Genomic DNA, 17,245 nt, shown 5'->3' with positions numbered 1-17,245 from the left:
TTATTTCCTCCTTAGCGAGCTTCGTTTAATTGTTAACAATCTAACCGAATGCTACAGAAGGTAAACCCCAATCAAGAACAATCAACATGAACATTTTATAAACTATGTACCCATGCTAAGTTGTTATACGTTATCTTTTTATCATTTCATAGTAAAACAACTGATGTGTGAACGTGTGCATAGTTTGATTCCTACCTACATACATAAACACCTGCCAAATTGACAGGTGCTCATCAAATTTTTATAAGTTTTGTAATGCTGATTGTGCCGCAGCAATACCAGCACCTTGGTTAACTTCCAACCCTTGAGTGCGAAGTGAATTTTCAAGTGCGGCTAATGCAAATGTGACATTTCGCCAATTCGCATTATAACCCATAAGTCCTATTCGCCACGCCTTTCCTTTCAGTTCTCCAAGTCCTCCTCCAAATTCTAACCCATACTCATCAAGGAGGTATTTTCTACCATTTGCCTCATCGAAGCCTTCAGGTACTTTCACTGATGTTAATTGACACAAACGATGTTGCGCATTTTTCACAACAAGCTCTAGCCCTAATGCTTCTAACCCTGCTTGTAATGCCCGTCCATATCGTTCATGACGTGCATACACGTTCTCTAAACCTTCGTCTACGATAAGACGTAAACCTTCTCGTAAAGCGTAGATCATCGAGATTGGAGCAGTGTGATGATAGAATCGTTCATCACTCCAATAATTTTGAATCATCGATAAATCTAGATACCAGCTTTGAACCTTCGTCTTTCGATTTGAGATCACTTCAACAGCGCGATCATTCAACGTGACTGGAGCAAGGCCTGGTGGGATACTTAGACATTTTTGTGTTCCGCTATAAGCAGCATCGACACCTATTTTATCAATTTCAGTTGGCGAACCACCTAGTGATGTGACCATATCTGCTACTAAGAGTGCATCGTGTTCATGTACAATTGTACTAATCTCATCAAGCGGTTGTTTCACACCTGTAGATGTCTCAGCATGGACAATACCGACAAGCTTCACTTCAGGATGTTTGGATAAAGTTCGCTTAACATCTTCAGGTTGGATAATCTCACCCCAAGGAGCGTGAACTTCGATAACCTCTGCCCCACATCTCGATGCGACATCAACCATACGATGTCCAAATAAACCATTAACACAAATTATGACCTTATCATCTGGTTCAACAAGATTCACAAACAAAGTCTCCATTCCAGCACTTCCTGTGCCAGACATCGCTAATGTTACTTTATTATCTGTTTGATACACCGTTCTTAACAAGTCCATCGTTTCATTCATAATATGTAAGAAAGCAGGATCTAGATGTCCAAGCAACGGCGTTGACATCGCACGTAACACCTCTGGTGCAGCATTACTAGGTCCAGGACCCATGAGCAAACGACTTGGTGGATTTAATTGATTCATTTCTATCAACTCCTCATTTTATCTTTGCCAATTATCATAAATAATTTATTAAATAATCATTATTACATCTGTCTTCACAAAAAATAAGTAGTAGTAATAGATTACTTAGTAAAATTCATACAAGCTATGGATATTGAGAAAAACTACTACACCTAAAAGTTTCATTTAATACTTTATACAAGCTATTATCCGATTCCTGCATCAATTAAACAAAGATGAAACGACTCCTGTTCTTACTACAACGAATGACATGAAATGGTCACAATCTCATTACAAGAACATATCATTATTATTCGTTCAATTCTAATAGGAAAAGAGATAGCTCGAAGTTAGAACCTCAAGCTACCTCTTATCGATTAAAACGGATACTGATTTAAGTGCTGACCGCCATCTAACGTTAGGCATTCACCATTCATATATGCAGCATCATCAGAGAAAATGAAAGCTGCTAATTTCCCAATCTCTTCTGGAGTACCGAGACGACCTAGCGGAATACTTGCTAGTGTACGTTTCGCTGCCTTTTCTGATGTAAACAGTTTCTCCGCTCCACCAGTACGCTCGATTGGACCAGGTGCAATCGCGTTAACACGAATGCCATACTGTCTACCCCATTCAACCGCAAGCGTACGTGTCATAGCTAACACACCTGCTTTTGCACTTGCCGAATGAATAACACCAGGACCTGCATCCCATGCATATGTAGCGACAATGTTAGTGATTTTTCCTTTTATACCATTCTCAATCCAATAGTTTCCTAGAATATTAGAACAATAGAATGTACCATTTAGTACGATATCAATTACAGAATTCCAACCGTTTACAGATAATTTTTCAGCAGGTACGACAAAATTACCAGCTGCATTGTTTACTAGAGCAGTTACTTTACCGAATGCATCCACTGATTCTTTTAACATTCTTTCAATATCATCTGTATTTCGAACGTCCATTTGAACTGTAAGAACCTGTCCTTCAGTTTGTTCAATTTCTTGTTTAGCTGCTTCTAATCTTTCTAAGTTTCTACCAGTGATGACAACCTTTGCACCTTGAGAAGCAAACTCTTTTGCCATATATTTCCCCATACCGTTTGATCCGCCTGTAACAATTACTACTTCATTATTCATGTTAGCCCTCCTAATAAAAAATGAATGAATATTCACTCATTTAATTATAGCATGATAATAGAATAAAAAGAAACATTATCCAGTAAAAAACCGTATGCGAGAACGAGCATGCGGTTTCTTACGATAATACATTATTAAAATGGATACACAAGTGGAATTGTAAACATCATAACGATCATGATGACCACTTGTAACGGTACACCAACTTTGACAAAATCCTTGAACTGATAGCCACCAGCTGTAAGCACAAGTGCATTGGTCGGAGAAGCAACTGGTGTAGCAAACGCCATACTTGCTGCAACAGATACTGATAACAAGAGCGGATAAGGACTAACTCCCATACTTACTGATGCTGTAATTGCGATTGGTGCGAAGATAACAGCTGTTGCTGTATTACTTATAAATTGACTTAAAATCATCGTCACGATATAAAAACCAGCCATTACTGCCGTTGGGCCAAACCCTCCAAGGGAAGTAACTAAGCTATTCGAGATGAGCTCTACCCCTCCTGTTTTTTCGAGGGCGGTTGCCATCGGAAGCATTGCGGCTATTAACACAACAGACTCCCAATTAATATTTCGATATGCCTCATCCATATTTCGCAAACATCCTGTTACAAGCATAAGAAAGGCAGAAATCATAACCGCAATTACACTTGATACAATATTAAACGTCATTAATATGAGCATAAATACCATGATTGCCAATGCAATAGGTGCTTTCCCCTTTGCAAAAGCATTGCTTGCATCATCTTCAATTGAGTTTGTTAAAATAACGTTAGAACTATCATTTCCGAGCAACTCAATTTGACGCCATTCTCCATGAACAAGCAGAGCATCTCCAAAACGCAGCTTCTCATGAATCAAATCACCACGAATATATTTCCCACGTCTATTAATAGCCAAGACGTTTAGCTGATAGATTTCACGAAAGTTCAACTCCGCTACGGTTCGATTAATAAAATCGGAATGTGCACTAATAATGATTTCGGTCAATCCAAGCTCTTTAGAAACGAGACGATTCGTTCGATCAGTTGGTTTAACAGCTTCAAATGCTAACCCGTTTTCATCAGCAAACTGATGGACCTGTCCCTTCTTACCAAGCAGAAACAAAATATCATCGACGTGAAACTCACTTTTAGATGCTGCTGATCGACGTCGCATCTGCTGAATTAACGAAAAACGTTCACCTTCTCGACGGTCAATCTCAACTACTGTTAGATGATACCGTTCACGGACTTTTAATTGTGCGAGCGTCTTTCCAACTATGCTCGACTCAGGTAAGACACGTACGCAAAACAATTCATCTTGTAACTTATAATATCCAGCCAGCTGTTCTGGAGAAATATGGTCTTTTCCACTTCCAGTCACCTTATAGTCAGGTAACAGTCTCTTTCCTACTGTCACCATAAACAATAAACCTGTAATTAATGCGACTAATCCAATGATTGTAAAATCAAAAAATGCAAGTCCCTCATAATTATAGTCTTTTAATGTTTGACTAACGACGAGATTCGGAGGTGTACCTATGAGCGTTAATACACCTCCAAGACTACTCGCATACGCAAGCGGAATAAGAAACTTTGAAGGGCTTACCTTCATTTCTAGCGCTAAACTAAGTACAACTGGCAACAATACGGCAACTGTCCCCGTATTGCTCATAAACCCGCTAAATATACCTACAACAAGCATAACGACAATTAAGAGTTTCGTTTCATTTTTCCCTGCTAGTTTCAATAATTGCTTACCGATTAATTTTGCAAGACCCGTCCGAAAAATCCCAGCCCCAACGACAAACAATCCCGCAATCATAATCACGATCGAATTGGAAAATCCACTCAATGCTTCAGTCGGAGTAATGATGCCAAACAAAACGAGTGTCAGCATTGAACCGACCGCAACAGCGTCCGTTCTAAACTTTCCATTAATAAAAAATAGCGTTGTAACAGCTAAAATTACAAATGTCATGATCATCGGCTGATTCATTATATCACCCCAGATTTTCTCAGCATATTGAAGTTAATTCATTACCACTATACACCGTTCCTGCCATTCACCCTATATTTTACAGAAAAAAATTCCTATCAATCCGTTATTTTCTTAAAAGGACATGATTTTTCTTTCTGTCTATATAGATAAACTTTTAGTTATCGTGTAATGTTTATTGAAGGGTTATCCTCTTAAACATTGAAACATAGATTAATAAGATCTTTTCTTGAATAATTAATTGTGTTTTCAAAGTATGCAAGGATACGTAGACGACTAAGAAATGTTTTATAGTCTGTCATCAAAAGAGGGCTTACTTCATTCCCACTCAAAATTCATTAACTATTCTAAAATATAGTGCGGACTCCAGAGAGAGTCACTTGATACAATGAAAAACTTCAATATAAGGATTGGTAGATACTATGAACCGACGTAACTTCATGAAACGATCTTTTAAACTATTAATAAATACCATTATTTTAACGGGTGGAACTTATGTATATGCACGCTATATCGAACCTCGACTCATTCGAACGAATTTAGAAAAAATTGTTGCGCCTCAAATACCTGAAAGCTTTGATGGACTACGAATTCTTCAATTTAGCGATACACATATCGGTCACAACTATACACTCGATCAGTTCAAACGACTCGTTGAGAAAATCAATGAACAATCATGTGACCTCGTTTTATTCACTGGCGACTTAGTCGATGAACCAAATAACTATGACCAGTTAGATCAAATAAGTCCGATTCTTTCAGCTATTCAAGCACCTTTAGGTAAATATGCTATATTTGGAAACCATGACCACGGTGGATATGGTACAGAAATTATGAAGAAAGTATACGAGCAATCAGATTTTCAATTACTAATGAATGAACGTGTAGATATCTATAACACACTTGGGGAACGCATTATCATAGGTGGAATTGATGATGCCATGCTTGGACATCCAAAACCTGAATTAGCTTTACAAAACGTAACTGAAGAAGATTTCGCAATATTACTAGCTCATGAGCCAGATATTTTTGCTCATCTTGGTAGTTTTCACTTCCATACTCAATTATCTGGTCATAGTCATGGAGGACAAGTACAACTCCCCTTCCTTGGTCCATTGTACACACCACCTGGTGCAAAGAAATATTATGAAGGCTGGTATGACCATGCCGATAATGAGAAGAAGCTATATGTCAATCGAGGTATTGGTACTACACGTGAGCCATATCGCTTTTTATCTATACCAGAAATAACAATTTTCACATTAAAAAGATCAGAAGCATCTTAAAATAAGAAGCCGTGACTAGATGCCACGGCTTCTTGCTTCATGTATTCAACTTCTTTTGTATGATGAACTCTATTAAGATTGGGTTTGAAAATAAATTTCTTCAACCTTTTGAGCAGGCACTGGACGACTATAATAAAAGCCTTGAGCCTTTTCACATTTTTTCTGTTTCAAAAATTGCACTTCCTCCATCGTCTCAACACCTTCAGCAACAACATCCATATCTAATACTCTCGCCATATGTAAGATCGTCGATACAATCGCTTCACTATCTTTATCAGAAAGCAAATCATGGATGAATGATTTATCAATTTTCAATGTGTCAATTGGAAAATGCTTTAAGTGTGCAAGCGACGAATAACCTGTTCCAAAATCATCGATTGATACCTTCACACCAAGAGCCTTTAATTGATTTAATACGTGGACCGCTTCACGAGCATCATACATTGCACCTTCGGTAATTTCAATATCAAGATACTTTGGGTCTATATCATGCGTATGGATAGCTTCTTCAATCATTTCAACGAGATCTGCCTGTTGAAACTGGCGCGTTGATAAGTTCAATCCGATTGTTGCCAACGGGAAACCTTCCTTTTTCCACTCAGCAAGTTGGCGACAAACCTCATGAATAACCCAACGACCGATCGGAATGATTAATCCTGTCTCCTCTGCAAGTGGAATAAATTCACCAGGTGAGACGAATCCAAACTCAGGACTTTCCCAACGAATCAATGCTTCAAAGCTTTCAACCTCATTCGTTTGAATGTTCACTTGAGGTTGATAGAATAAGATGAATTCGTTAGCTAAGACAGCCTTACGCAACTCTGTTTCAAGTAATAATGTGCGAGGAGTTCCTTTTACCATCTCTTCAGAATAGAATCGATAATGATTTTTCCCACTTTGCTTCACTTGGTAAAGTGCGGTATCTGCATTTTGAATGAGCTCATTTTCAGTTTCACCGTCTTTTGGGAACAGTGAGATTCCGATACTTGATGTGATATAGACTTCTTTTCTATTTAACAGAAAAGGCTTATTAAACGATTCAACAATTTTTTTTGCAACCTCTTCAGACTTTTTATGGTTAGCTCCACGTAAAATAATAATGAATTCATCACCACCTTGACGAAAGACGGCTGAACTATTTCTCACAATGTTTAAAATTCGATTAGCTACTTTCTTTAATAACAAATCACCTACATTGTGCCCCATCGTATCATTTAACAATTTGAAACGATCCAGATCTAAGTACATGAGTGCAAAATTTTGATTAAATTTCTTCCCCTTTTTCACTGCTTGAGACAAATCCTTTATAAGAGAGGTTCGATTCATAACACCTGTTAAGTCATCGTAATAAGCAAGGCGCTCAATCGTAAGTTCATTCTTACGTCTCTCAGTTATATCTCTAGCAATGATATAGATCCCTGTTATATTCTCATTAATTACTATTGGAACTGTAACCATTTGAATATAGTGAACCATTCCTTTTTTATGGATAATCCGACATGTTAATGTCTCTTTATCTCCTGATAACGTACGATGAAAAATCCGCTCAAAATAACCTTGATCATCATCATAGATCAAGCTTTGTATGGAACGATTTAACAACTCTTTTTCTGTATAACCAGTTATATCTTGGGTAGATGGATTGGCATTTAAAAAACGTCCCCTCTCATCTAACGATATAATTGCATCCATATTATAATCAAACAGCGAACGATAACGCTGTTCGTTTTCATCCATTCTAATTTTCTCTTCTACCATCACAGTGATATCTCTCGTTACAGAGATGACGTATTGACAAACATCATCATCATCAACAATCGGTGTTAATATCGACTCACCGTATATCGTTTTACCGTTATTTAAAGTTATTTTATCTTGAAATGAACATGATACCTTTTCTTTTGTAACCTTTTCATAGTTACCTAGAATTGTTTCTAAAACTTCTTCAGATAGAACATCATGAAGATACTTACCTACACAGTCTTTTGGTACATTTGTGTTTTCCAATACAGCTTGATTAACAGCAGCATACTTGAACGTAGGTCCTTCTTCTACTTTCATTAGGAAGATCATATCTTGTACAGAATCAAAAATAACACGCTGAATAACCTTTTCTAAATTTCCTTTAGAAAACAGTTGTGACTCACTTTTTAATAATTCCTGAATCCTTTCCATATTCACCGCATCCTCTATTAGAAAACATTCTTTACGTACATACAAAACCTTCTAAGGTTAAATGGACACTACTAAAAATAAGTAAAACATCAAAATATTTAAACTATATAGCATATTTTATCATCATTTCATTTAAGTGCCAAAGATTATTCTAGTATTTCTTATATTGTCACACTAAAATTTACAATAACTTCATTCATATGACACATAGTACCCCAAACGAAAATAAGAGAATGCTTCCAAAAATTGTACTTACCATATAGATGAGCGCTGATTTAGTTTTCTTCTGTTGAAGGAGTTGAACAGCTTCAACAGAAAATGTAGAAAATGTTGTAAATGCACCAAAAAATCCAATCCCTATAAAATGGTGTAACATACTTTCATTTACTACTAGATCACTATTCAAATAACTCCCCGTATAAACCCCTAATCCAAATGCTCCAATTACATTAACAAGTATCATCGCAACAGGTAACCTTGAGAATCTCTTCGAAATAAAAGTACCGATTAGAAACCGGAACCAAGCCCCAATTGCACCTCCAAATGCAGTTATGAAAACTAAGTTCATGATACCTTCCTCCATATGAATGAAAGCTTAAGTCCTACCATTATTCCAATCATTGCAGCAGTCAATCCACCAGCAACAGAAGAACCGATATAAATGATGGTAGCTGTTGAGGATGTTTGCCACAAAGTAATGCTATCAGCAGCAAAGGTTGACATCGTCGTAAACCCTCCACAAAAGCCTGTACCAATCCCTACTCTAACCCATTCTGGTAGGTTACTATTGAATGCAATTCCAGTTAAGCATCCTAATAAAAAGCTCCCACTAATATTTTCTGTAAATGTTGCGAATGGAAATTGTGAAAATGTCATTTGTGTGTTCACAAATAGCCGCAGAACAGCCCCTGACGCACCACCCAATAATACTGCGACACTCAATTTCATTTCATGAGCTAGTTGCATAGTTTCTATATCCTTTCTTTAACTTATATTGCGTGTTCAAAAGAAGAAAATCGAGTTACATGAGGCTCATAACAACAAGTTAATCCAATGTTACGAGTACAATTTCCCATAGACTTTTTAAAAAAACTCATAGATCCCGAAAATATGTTAGACAGTATAAAAAATATATTTTTTCAGAATTACAATCATTTTAACGAAACGTATTGAGCATGTAAAATAACTATTTTCACCCGAACCTTCACGAACAAATTTGCTTCTTATACATATATTAATCGAACTAATACCTAAATCACTTTTATGTATTGAATGTGGAGCCTTAGTGACAAATTATCGGACCTGCTCCATTTAATTATTTTCAACATATGATGCACTATAAACGCCTAGTAAGTAATAGAACATCTGTATAGGTGTAAGACAGACAGATAGATATTGAGGAGGCAATTGTATGCATTATGTATATGACGACCACAGACAGTTTCCAATCTTCCCATTTTTAGCAGGTCTTGCAGTTAGTCCATTCTTATTTGGTGGGTATGGAGGATATGGGGGATATGGAGGTTATCCTTATTATCAGCCTTATTCATACTACTCACCTTACCAATCTTATCCATATTACAGACCGTACAACTCTTATGGTCCTTACTGATTAATGGCATGAATATGCTACGAAAACTTCGTTATTTTACAGTCAACAGTCTAAGCTTACATTTTTCTTACTGTAACAAAAAAACAAATACCTCTGCACAATTGATGCAGAAGGTATTTGTTTTTTTATTATTCCTCATCTTCGCCTACCATATAAGCCATGTCATATAGCAACATTTGACTGTTTACTTGCTTTTCACCTGACTTACGTTGTACATATTGGTACACACCATTCTCTGTTTGAACACGAGCTTTGACGTTATCTTCTAATGAAATTTGAAGTATTTTTTTAATGCTGTTTTTGATTTCATCTGAATAAATTGGGAACAAGATTTCAACACGTTTGATCATATTTCTCGTCATCATATCTGCCGAGGATAAGAAGTATTTCTCTTGTCCATTATGATAGAAATAATAGATTCTACTATGTTCTAAGAATCGACCAACAATGCTTCTAACGGTTATATTATCACTAATTCCTTTAATACCAGTCCGAAGGCAACAAATCCCTCTGACGATTAGATCAATCTTTACACCTGCTCTTGACGCATCATACAATTTCATAATGAGACTCTTATCAGTTAATGAATTCATTTTTAAGATAATACGCCCATTTCCATACTGGTTATGAAATTGAATTTCTTTATTTATAAGTTCAATAAAGTCTGTCCGAATATCAAAGGGAGCAACTGATAAATGATGAAATGCTGGCTTTTCCATATATCCACTTAAGTAATTAAAGAAATTTGTAGCATCTTCACCAAATTGTGTTCGTGACGTAATAATGCCCATATCTGTATAAAAGTCGGCTGTTACATCATTGTAATTTCCCGTCCCTAAATGAACAAAGCGTTCGATTTTCCCTTCTTTTTTACGCACTACTAGGGTGATTTTACTATGTGTCTTCAAGTAGTTCATACCATAAATAACGTGACAGCCTGCCTTCTCTAACGCTTTCGCCCATTGAACGTTGTTCTCTTCATCAAAACGTGCTTTCAATTCTACGAGAACAGTCACTTGCTTGCCATTTTCAGCAGCCTTTTTCAGAGCCTCAATAATAGGTGAATCACCACTTACACGATATAGCGTTTGCTTAATGGCTAATACATCAGGATCATCTGCCGCATCATCAATAAAATCAACGACCGCATGAAACGATTCATAAGGGTGATGCAAAAAGATATCTTTTCGAGAAGCAACCTCAAAAATATCATCTTGATCTTGAAGGTCCTTTGGAGGTTGTGGAATCAACGTTTGAAATAACAAGTGTTCTTTATTTACCGCCATAACTTTGTGAAATTTAAATAAAAATGTTAAGTCAAGTGGCCCGTGAATATGATAAACATCTTTCTCATGAATTTCTAACACATTAAGTAGAAATTGCAACAAGGAAGGTTCAATATTATCTTTGCGTATTTCTAAACGAACAGCTGCCCCCCATTTTCGCTTCTTCAATTCCTTCTCTATTTCTTTTAGTAAATCTCTAGCACCCTCTTCATGGATCGTCATATCTGCGTTACGTGTAATTCGAAATTGTGACACAGATTTTACTTCAAATCCTTCAAATAGGTGATGAATGAAATGCCCAATTACATCTTCAAGCATAATAAATTGACGACTTGTTCCATCACTAGGAAGTTCAATAAAACGGTCGAGAACACTTGGAACTTGGACAATCGCAAACTTTTCCTTCTGCTCAATATCATCTTCGGTTGGATCCTCAAGCTTAATTCCGAGGTTTAAGCTCTTATTTAATAACATTGGAAATGGACGGTAAGCATCAATTGCCATTGGGGTTAAGACAGGAAAAATATGATCGTTGAAAGTTCTCTCTAAAAAATTGTATTGAGAAGTATTCACTTCTTTCATGGATACCATATAGATTTGTTCTTCTTCTAATTCAGACCATAGGTCATGTGAATATGTCTCATATTGCTGACAGACAAGTTCATGGTTCATTCTCGAAATTTCAGCGAGCTGTTGCTTCGGTGTCATACCAGCCTTATTCTCAGGTTTATTAAATTCTGCTTTCACTTGATCTTTCAACCCTGCGACACGAACCATAAAAAACTCATCTAAGTTAGAAGAAAAGATAGCAAGGAACTTAAATCTTTCCCCTAATGGGTTTGATGAATCAATCGCTTCTTGTAAAACTCGTTCGTTAAACGCAAGCCAACTCAACTCACGATTATTGTAATGTGCTTTATTACTTAGCTCCACTACTTTCACATCATTATTGTCCATCTGTGCTCCCCCTTCAAGTTCTATCTCTTATACTATCTATTTTAATACAATATTAAGAAAATTGTATTAAATTTATTTGTATAGCGAAACTATCGGTTCTCTATTTTAAGCCTATTTTAACAAAAGGATGCTGAATCTATTGTAAATTGTATGTAAAAAATCTTAGACGTATGATAACGTCTAAGATTTTTAGCAATTCTCTATACAACTATAATCTGATAACTAACTTTCAATAGAAGATAAACAAATCTCTGGTCTAATAAGGTTCACATTTTTATTAGACTTTTGATTTCGGATGAAAATGAAAAGTTACAGGTAACTTCAATACTTTTTCTAAATGTTTCTTCTGTTTGCTTGTTGCGTATGCTTCTGCTGTTATTTGCCCCTCATGTGTTACATGAATATGAAGAGTACCTTCATGTAATTCTGTTCGAAGATTTTTCACAATCTCCCGCTTCGTTTCATTTAACGCTGCTGCAACTTTCAATGTTGCACCTAACAAACGCAGGTTTCTCTGTTCTTCGTTCGTTATAATGTGGTCGTATGTCTCAAGATACTGTTTGAAAACAGCTTTTGATTTATACGATGCTACAAGTGCTAGTTTAAGACGATCAATATGATTTAAACCATCAATTGTTCGATTTGCTAATACGTAAAATGTATGTTGACTTCCAGACTCAGAATCAATGTAATCACCTAAATAAAATACACGTGAAGCACTTCTCAACAGCGTCAATTCTTCTACTGAAATATCACTTATGCCAAGCTCATTCATTTGATTAAGCAGTTTCTTTGCAAGTTTGAATCGTTGTAATGAACTATTCACATTCATATCGTACTCAAACATTAGTTCAAATAAGCTCTCTTCTAGTACGTCTGGGAAAGCAATTAATTTATGAGGTTTTAACAATTCCTCATAGAAGATACCATCTCTTAGACCTTTTCGACTTAAAATAAATGATGACGCTGATGAAATTTCATAAATTTCACGAAATACTTGTATTGCCGGAACAATAATATCTGCCCTGTCTTCACTTAAACCTTCAACTCGACGCATTTGATCAAAATCAAGATCTTTCATATGATTAAATACATCTTCGATTTGTGAAAAGTTCATTTCATACTGATGTAACCCACCCATTGGGTATGTAATCATTGCTTGATGGACTTGTGCCATATTTCGTGCACTCCCACCAATCCCTATTACTGGTAATCTCTTATCTCTCAACCAATCAAGTGACTGGAACTGCTCCTTCAAGAACGAACGAATGGCTTCACGTTCTTGCTTCGTTGGCATCTCACCTTTCACAAACCGTCGTTTTAATGACAATGCACCAAACGGGAAGCTATGATATTTCTTAAGTGTACGATTTTTGAACAACGTTACTTCTGTACTTCCACCACCTATATCAATCGTAATTCCATTTTCAATATCCATCGAATTCACAACAGCAAGAAAACCATAATAGGCTTCTTCATATTCTGAAAATACTTGAATATCAAATGACACAACTTCTTTAATTTTTTTAAGAATCTCAGCTTGATTTTTTGCACGACGAATTGTCGCTGTCGCAGCTCCTTTTACATTCTTAATGTTATGATAAGTAGCGATGTCTTGATAGCTTTTTATCGTATTCACTAGTACTTCTATTCCTTCTTCAGTGAGACAATCATGATCATCTAAATAGTTGCGAAGACGTGCAACAGTTTTGATATTATCAACCTCACGAAATGGGCCAGCTTTCTCGTGTTTATATATAGCAAAGCGTATTGTATTTGAACCGATATCAATGACGCCATAAGTATCTGCCAATCTCATTCATCCTTTTCTCTATGTAATAAAGTGAAACTTCCATCAGTTGAGCTTTTCTTCATTTTTCACTAATCGTTAGTTGAACCAACCCTTTAATTACTTACATTTATACCATAAGGGTAAAACCAAGGTCCTCTCACCCGTAAATCTTCAATCTATATTATCAAAAAACTCGTATTTTTTTCATTATTTTATCCAAAATAGAATTTGTTCAATCGACGAAACTTCTTTCAGCAACAATAAAACGGAAACATGTTTTATGTTTATAGCTTTCATTTTGAAAAGGGAAATTTAATTTCTCATGCTTATTAACAGCCTAAATAGCGTTCATATTATATTACAAATCTACAACGGACATCGACATTATCAAGTTGTTTTTTATGGATTACTCATGATTCTCTAAGATTTTCTTGTAAAAAGAGAAAAATAGATTGGTAAAGACAATTATTGGTATAGTTAAATTAACTTTTTTTATAATAATAGTAAAAATATGCTAATCTGTAGTTATAGGGTACATTATCTTTAAAGGAGGAGAAGGTCATTCGCACGAAAGATTTAATCATTTTATTAGTAACTTTTGTAGTAGAGGTAGTGTTAACGTTTGTCGTTGCCTCTAAATTTTCTGTAAGGTTTATTGAGTTAATGTTTTTCACTGGCATTGCTTTTGCTGCTATTAGTTTTTATTTTTCAAGCAGCGGAGGAATTGTTTCAGATTTTAGTTCTTCACAAGCCAATGCACAAACAGGGATTATTCAAAAAAGGGAAACATTTGTATTTAGAAGAGGACCTGTATTCACTTCTTCGATAATATTTTTCTCCATTGGGTTCGTGTTTTTTATTTTACTAATTTCAGGGATAATCTCACCTGTTCAAAATTGATATCATACAAATTAGTAAAGAGCTTGGAACTATTTCAAGCTCTGTTTTTGATGTTATCCAATAAAATATGGCTGATTACATTTTGTGTTTTAAACAGAAGCCATTAAGCATAATATAGCTCTTTATTCACACTTTTCCTCATGGAGCGATTAACTTAGATACAACGGTGGATTAGATATTTAGTTTTAGATAGTGTTATTGTTAAAAAGTTGACACACTTAGCATAATATAGTGTGATAAAATCAAATTTGAATGCTAATTGTAACCATAAATTTTCTATCGAAGAAAGGATGATACTTTTGAAAAAGAAGTATACAGGAATGCTTTTTGTGCTCTTATTAATAACCATTTTATCTGCTTGTAGTAATAGTGAAAAGACTCTTGAAGAGCCAAACAATTGGAAAGTTGAAGACTTTACATACACGAACCAAGCAAATAATCCAGTATCATTAGAAGATCTTAAAGGGACTGTTTGGTTAGCCGATTTTATATTTACAAATTGCGATACAGTATGCCCACCGATGACAGCAAATATGAATAAACTTCAAGTTAAACTGAAAGAAGAAGGTATGGAAGATGTGCGTATCGTTTCATTCAGTGTAGATCCAGAAGTTGATACACCACAAATGTTACAAGAATTCGGCGATAAATTTGGTGTTGATTACTCGAATTGGGATTTTCTAACAGGATACAAACTTGATGAAGTTAAAACTCTTGCATTGAAATCGTTCAAGGCATTAGTTGAAAAACCTGAAGGAGAAGATCAAGTTTGGCATGGCACCAGCTTCTATCTTGTTAATCAAGAGGGGATCGTCGTCCGTGATTATAGCGGTTTAGATGTTCCATTTGAGCAAATCATTGCAGATATAAAAACAATTCGTTAATAAAAAGTGTCTGTTCATAGTTGAGCAGACACTTTTTATTTTTCCAACCAATTATATTTTGAATTTGCGCAATTTTCTTGATTCCTTGTTTTTTTCTATGAATATGTTTATAATCAAACTAATATATTCAAGGGGATGGAATATATTAAAATAAATAGAAAGGAGTTCATTAAAATGCATAAACGAACGGATGAGCGAAGAGTAACACAACCTATTCAGCTTACAGTATCAAACCTTGCTCAAGCGCTTTTCACCGTGAACCGTCATGCAAAAACAGCGCCCGATCCGAAGTTCCTATATCTTTTAAAGAAAAAAGCGTTGGAGAAATTAATTGTAGAAGGCAAAGCGACAAAATGCGGACTTCATTTTTCTCAAAACCCGAAAAATAGCCTGCAGCGCTCAGATTTGCTTGTATCAGTTGGCGACTATTACTTCCATATGCCTCCTTCTAAAGAAGACTTCAAGCAACTTCCACACCTTGGTGACGCAAACCAATCTTATCGAAATCCGAAAACACGCATGTCACTTTCCATGGCAAAACGTATCCTACAATCGTACACTGGGATGAAACCCCCTACTCAAAATCCAAAATCTCAATCAAAGCCACGTGCTTATGAAAAACCAGTCTTCAAAAAACTCGGAGATTCCTATTTTTAATTAATAATAGCTACTGGACCTCTTATGATAGAGGGGCAGTAGCTATTATTATGTCCTTATTGATATTAACTACTACTAGAACATTCAGTTACGGTATCATTTATTTTTTTACGTTATGGAATAGCAACAGCATGTAGATCTATAAAACAAGCCTTACGCATATGATACGTAAGGCTTTCCATTTCAAATTATAGGATCAATTTATCAATTAATTCAACTAGCTCAACAATTTCTGGCTTACTCACTTGAGCATTCGCACCGACAACTTCACCCTTATGACGTAAATCATCAGTAATCAATGAAGAGAAAATAATAACAGGTATATCTTTCAAGTCGTTATTGTCCTTCAATCGTCTCGTCAAATGATGCCCGTCCATTTTCGGCATCTCAATATCTGTAATAATTAACTGAATTTCATCTTTCGGATTCTTACCTTTATCAATAAGGCTTTCCAAATACTCAAGCGCAAGAGCACCGTCTTCAAAGAAATCTACATGACCATATCCTGCTTCATCTAACGTTTCTTCAAGCAACTTGCGAAGAAGAGCTGAATCTTCTGCGACAATTAGTCGTTTATCAGAACGATCACGTGGCCCAAGCTTCTTAAGCTGATCAGCGCTAATACCCGATTCAGGATTAATATCAACAACGATCTTCTCATAATCAAGCATTAAGATCATTTTACCATTCATCTTAATGACACCAATAATTTGACTTTCTAACCCCGAATACATCTCTGATGGTTTCTCAATTAAATCCCATGAAATACGATGAATTTGTGAAACCGTATGAACATGGAATACAATTTTTGTTTTATTAAATTCACAAACAATAAACTTATCTTTCTCTGGTTCTTCTGATTCTGGGAATCCTAACACCTTCGCCATATTCACAACCGGCACAACTTCACCACGTATTTGAATGATTCCTTCTACAGCATGGTGCGCATGTGGCACGACAGTAACAGGAACAGGATTAATAATTTCTTTTACTTTAATAACATTGATACCGAACTCATTATTTCCAATTCCAAATTCAACGATTTCTAACTCATTGGTCCCACTCTCTAATAAAATACCTCTGTCCGTTCTTTCCATGAGCCCTACGTCCTTCCCTAGATAAAATCTTACTTACTATTATAAATTGTATAATGAAATTTTTAAACTAAAATTA

Annotated in this window: 13 protein-coding genes; 4 read left to right on the top strand and 9 right to left on the bottom strand. The window is 35.7% G+C overall.

Going from position 1 to position 17,245, the window contains the following annotated elements:
* Nucleotides 1-241 precede the first annotated feature (241 nt).
* The 3 genes from BFG57_RS01995 to BFG57_RS01985 form a co-directional block, all read right to left on the bottom strand.
* On the bottom strand, nt 242-1,417 hold the full coding sequence (locus BFG57_RS01995) for a pyridoxal-phosphate-dependent aminotransferase family protein (protein WP_069715788.1): 1,176 nt from the start codon (nt 1,415-1,417) through the stop codon (nt 242-244).
* Between the two features lie 356 nt (nt 1,418-1,773).
* Nucleotides 1,774-2,538: a 2,4-dienoyl-CoA reductase gene (fadH, locus tag BFG57_RS01990; protein WP_069715787.1), complete on the bottom strand. Its 765-nt coding sequence runs from the start codon at nt 2,536-2,538 to the stop codon at nt 1,774-1,776.
* Nucleotides 2,539-2,672: 134 nt separating this feature from the next.
* Nucleotides 2,673-4,523: an SLC13 family permease gene (locus tag BFG57_RS01985; protein ID WP_069715786.1), complete on the bottom strand. Its 1,851-nt coding sequence runs from the start codon at nt 4,521-4,523 to the stop codon at nt 2,673-2,675.
* A gap of 440 nt (nt 4,524-4,963) precedes the next feature.
* Between BFG57_RS01985 and BFG57_RS01980 the strand changes: the two genes are divergently transcribed.
* On the top strand, nt 4,964-5,809 hold the full coding sequence (locus tag BFG57_RS01980) for a metallophosphoesterase (protein WP_245676687.1): 846 nt from the start codon (nt 4,964-4,966) through the stop codon (nt 5,807-5,809).
* Nucleotides 5,810-5,881: 72 nt separating this feature from the next.
* Here BFG57_RS01980 and BFG57_RS01975 read toward each other — a convergent pair whose 3' ends face one another.
* The 3 genes from BFG57_RS01975 to BFG57_RS01965 all read right to left on the bottom strand — a co-directional run bounded on the left by BFG57_RS01975 (nt 5,882) and on the right by BFG57_RS01965 (nt 8,932).
* Entirely contained in the window at nt 5,882-7,984 is a 2,103-nt protein-coding gene (locus tag BFG57_RS01975) for an EAL domain-containing protein (RefSeq protein WP_083249015.1), read from the bottom strand.
* A gap of 196 nt (nt 7,985-8,180) precedes the next feature.
* Entirely contained in the window at nt 8,181-8,552 is a 372-nt protein-coding gene (gene crcB / locus BFG57_RS01970) for a fluoride efflux transporter CrcB (RefSeq protein WP_069715784.1), read from the bottom strand.
* On the bottom strand, nt 8,549-8,932 hold the full coding sequence (locus BFG57_RS01965) for a fluoride efflux transporter FluC (protein ID WP_069715818.1): 384 nt from the start codon (nt 8,930-8,932) through the stop codon (nt 8,549-8,551). Before BFG57_RS01965 ends, crcB begins: the two co-directional genes overlap by 4 nt.
* Before the next feature lie 463 nt (nt 8,933-9,395).
* Here BFG57_RS01965 and BFG57_RS19205 point away from each other — a divergent pair, with 463 nt between their 5' ends.
* Nucleotides 9,396-9,596, top strand: coding sequence for a hypothetical protein (locus tag BFG57_RS19205; protein ID WP_069715783.1), 201 nt, complete (start codon nt 9,396-9,398; stop codon nt 9,594-9,596).
* A gap of 128 nt (nt 9,597-9,724) precedes the next feature.
* Here BFG57_RS19205 and BFG57_RS01955 read toward each other — a convergent pair whose 3' ends face one another.
* Both BFG57_RS01955 and BFG57_RS01950 read right to left on the bottom strand, forming a co-directional pair.
* Complete coding sequence (locus tag BFG57_RS01955) at nt 9,725-11,839, bottom strand: RNA degradosome polyphosphate kinase (protein WP_069715782.1); 2,115 nt, start codon at nt 11,837-11,839, stop codon at nt 9,725-9,727.
* 277 nt (nt 11,840-12,116) lie between these two features.
* Nucleotides 12,117-13,658 carry a Ppx/GppA family phosphatase gene (locus tag BFG57_RS01950; RefSeq protein ID WP_069715781.1) on the bottom strand — a complete coding sequence of 514 codons (1,542 nt, stop codon included), beginning with the start codon at nt 13,656-13,658 and terminating at the stop codon, nt 12,117-12,119.
* A gap of 1,163 nt (nt 13,659-14,821) precedes the next feature.
* Here BFG57_RS01950 and BFG57_RS01940 point away from each other — a divergent pair.
* Nucleotides 14,822-15,415: an SCO family protein gene (locus tag BFG57_RS01940; protein ID WP_175428247.1), complete on the top strand. Its 594-nt coding sequence runs from the start codon at nt 14,822-14,824 to the stop codon at nt 15,413-15,415.
* A gap of 174 nt (nt 15,416-15,589) precedes the next feature.
* Nucleotides 15,590-16,072, top strand: coding sequence for a YkyB family protein (locus BFG57_RS01935; RefSeq protein WP_069715779.1), 483 nt, complete (start codon nt 15,590-15,592; stop codon nt 16,070-16,072).
* A gap of 188 nt (nt 16,073-16,260) precedes the next feature.
* Here BFG57_RS01935 and BFG57_RS01930 read toward each other — a convergent pair whose 3' ends face one another.
* The gene (locus tag BFG57_RS01930) at nt 16,261-17,169 is read right to left on the bottom strand and encodes a chemotaxis protein (RefSeq protein ID WP_069715778.1); all 909 of its coding nucleotides are present in this window, start codon (nt 17,167-17,169) and stop codon (nt 16,261-16,263) included.
* Nucleotides 17,170-17,245: the final 76 nt, after the last annotated feature.

This window comes from Bacillus solimangrovi (genome assembly GCF_001742425.1).
Lineage (GTDB): Bacteria > Bacillota > Bacilli > Bacillales > Bacillaceae_N > Bacillus_AV > Bacillus_AV solimangrovi.
Note: the sequence above shows the minus strand (reverse complement) of the source record. Positions and strands in the feature narration are given on the sequence as shown.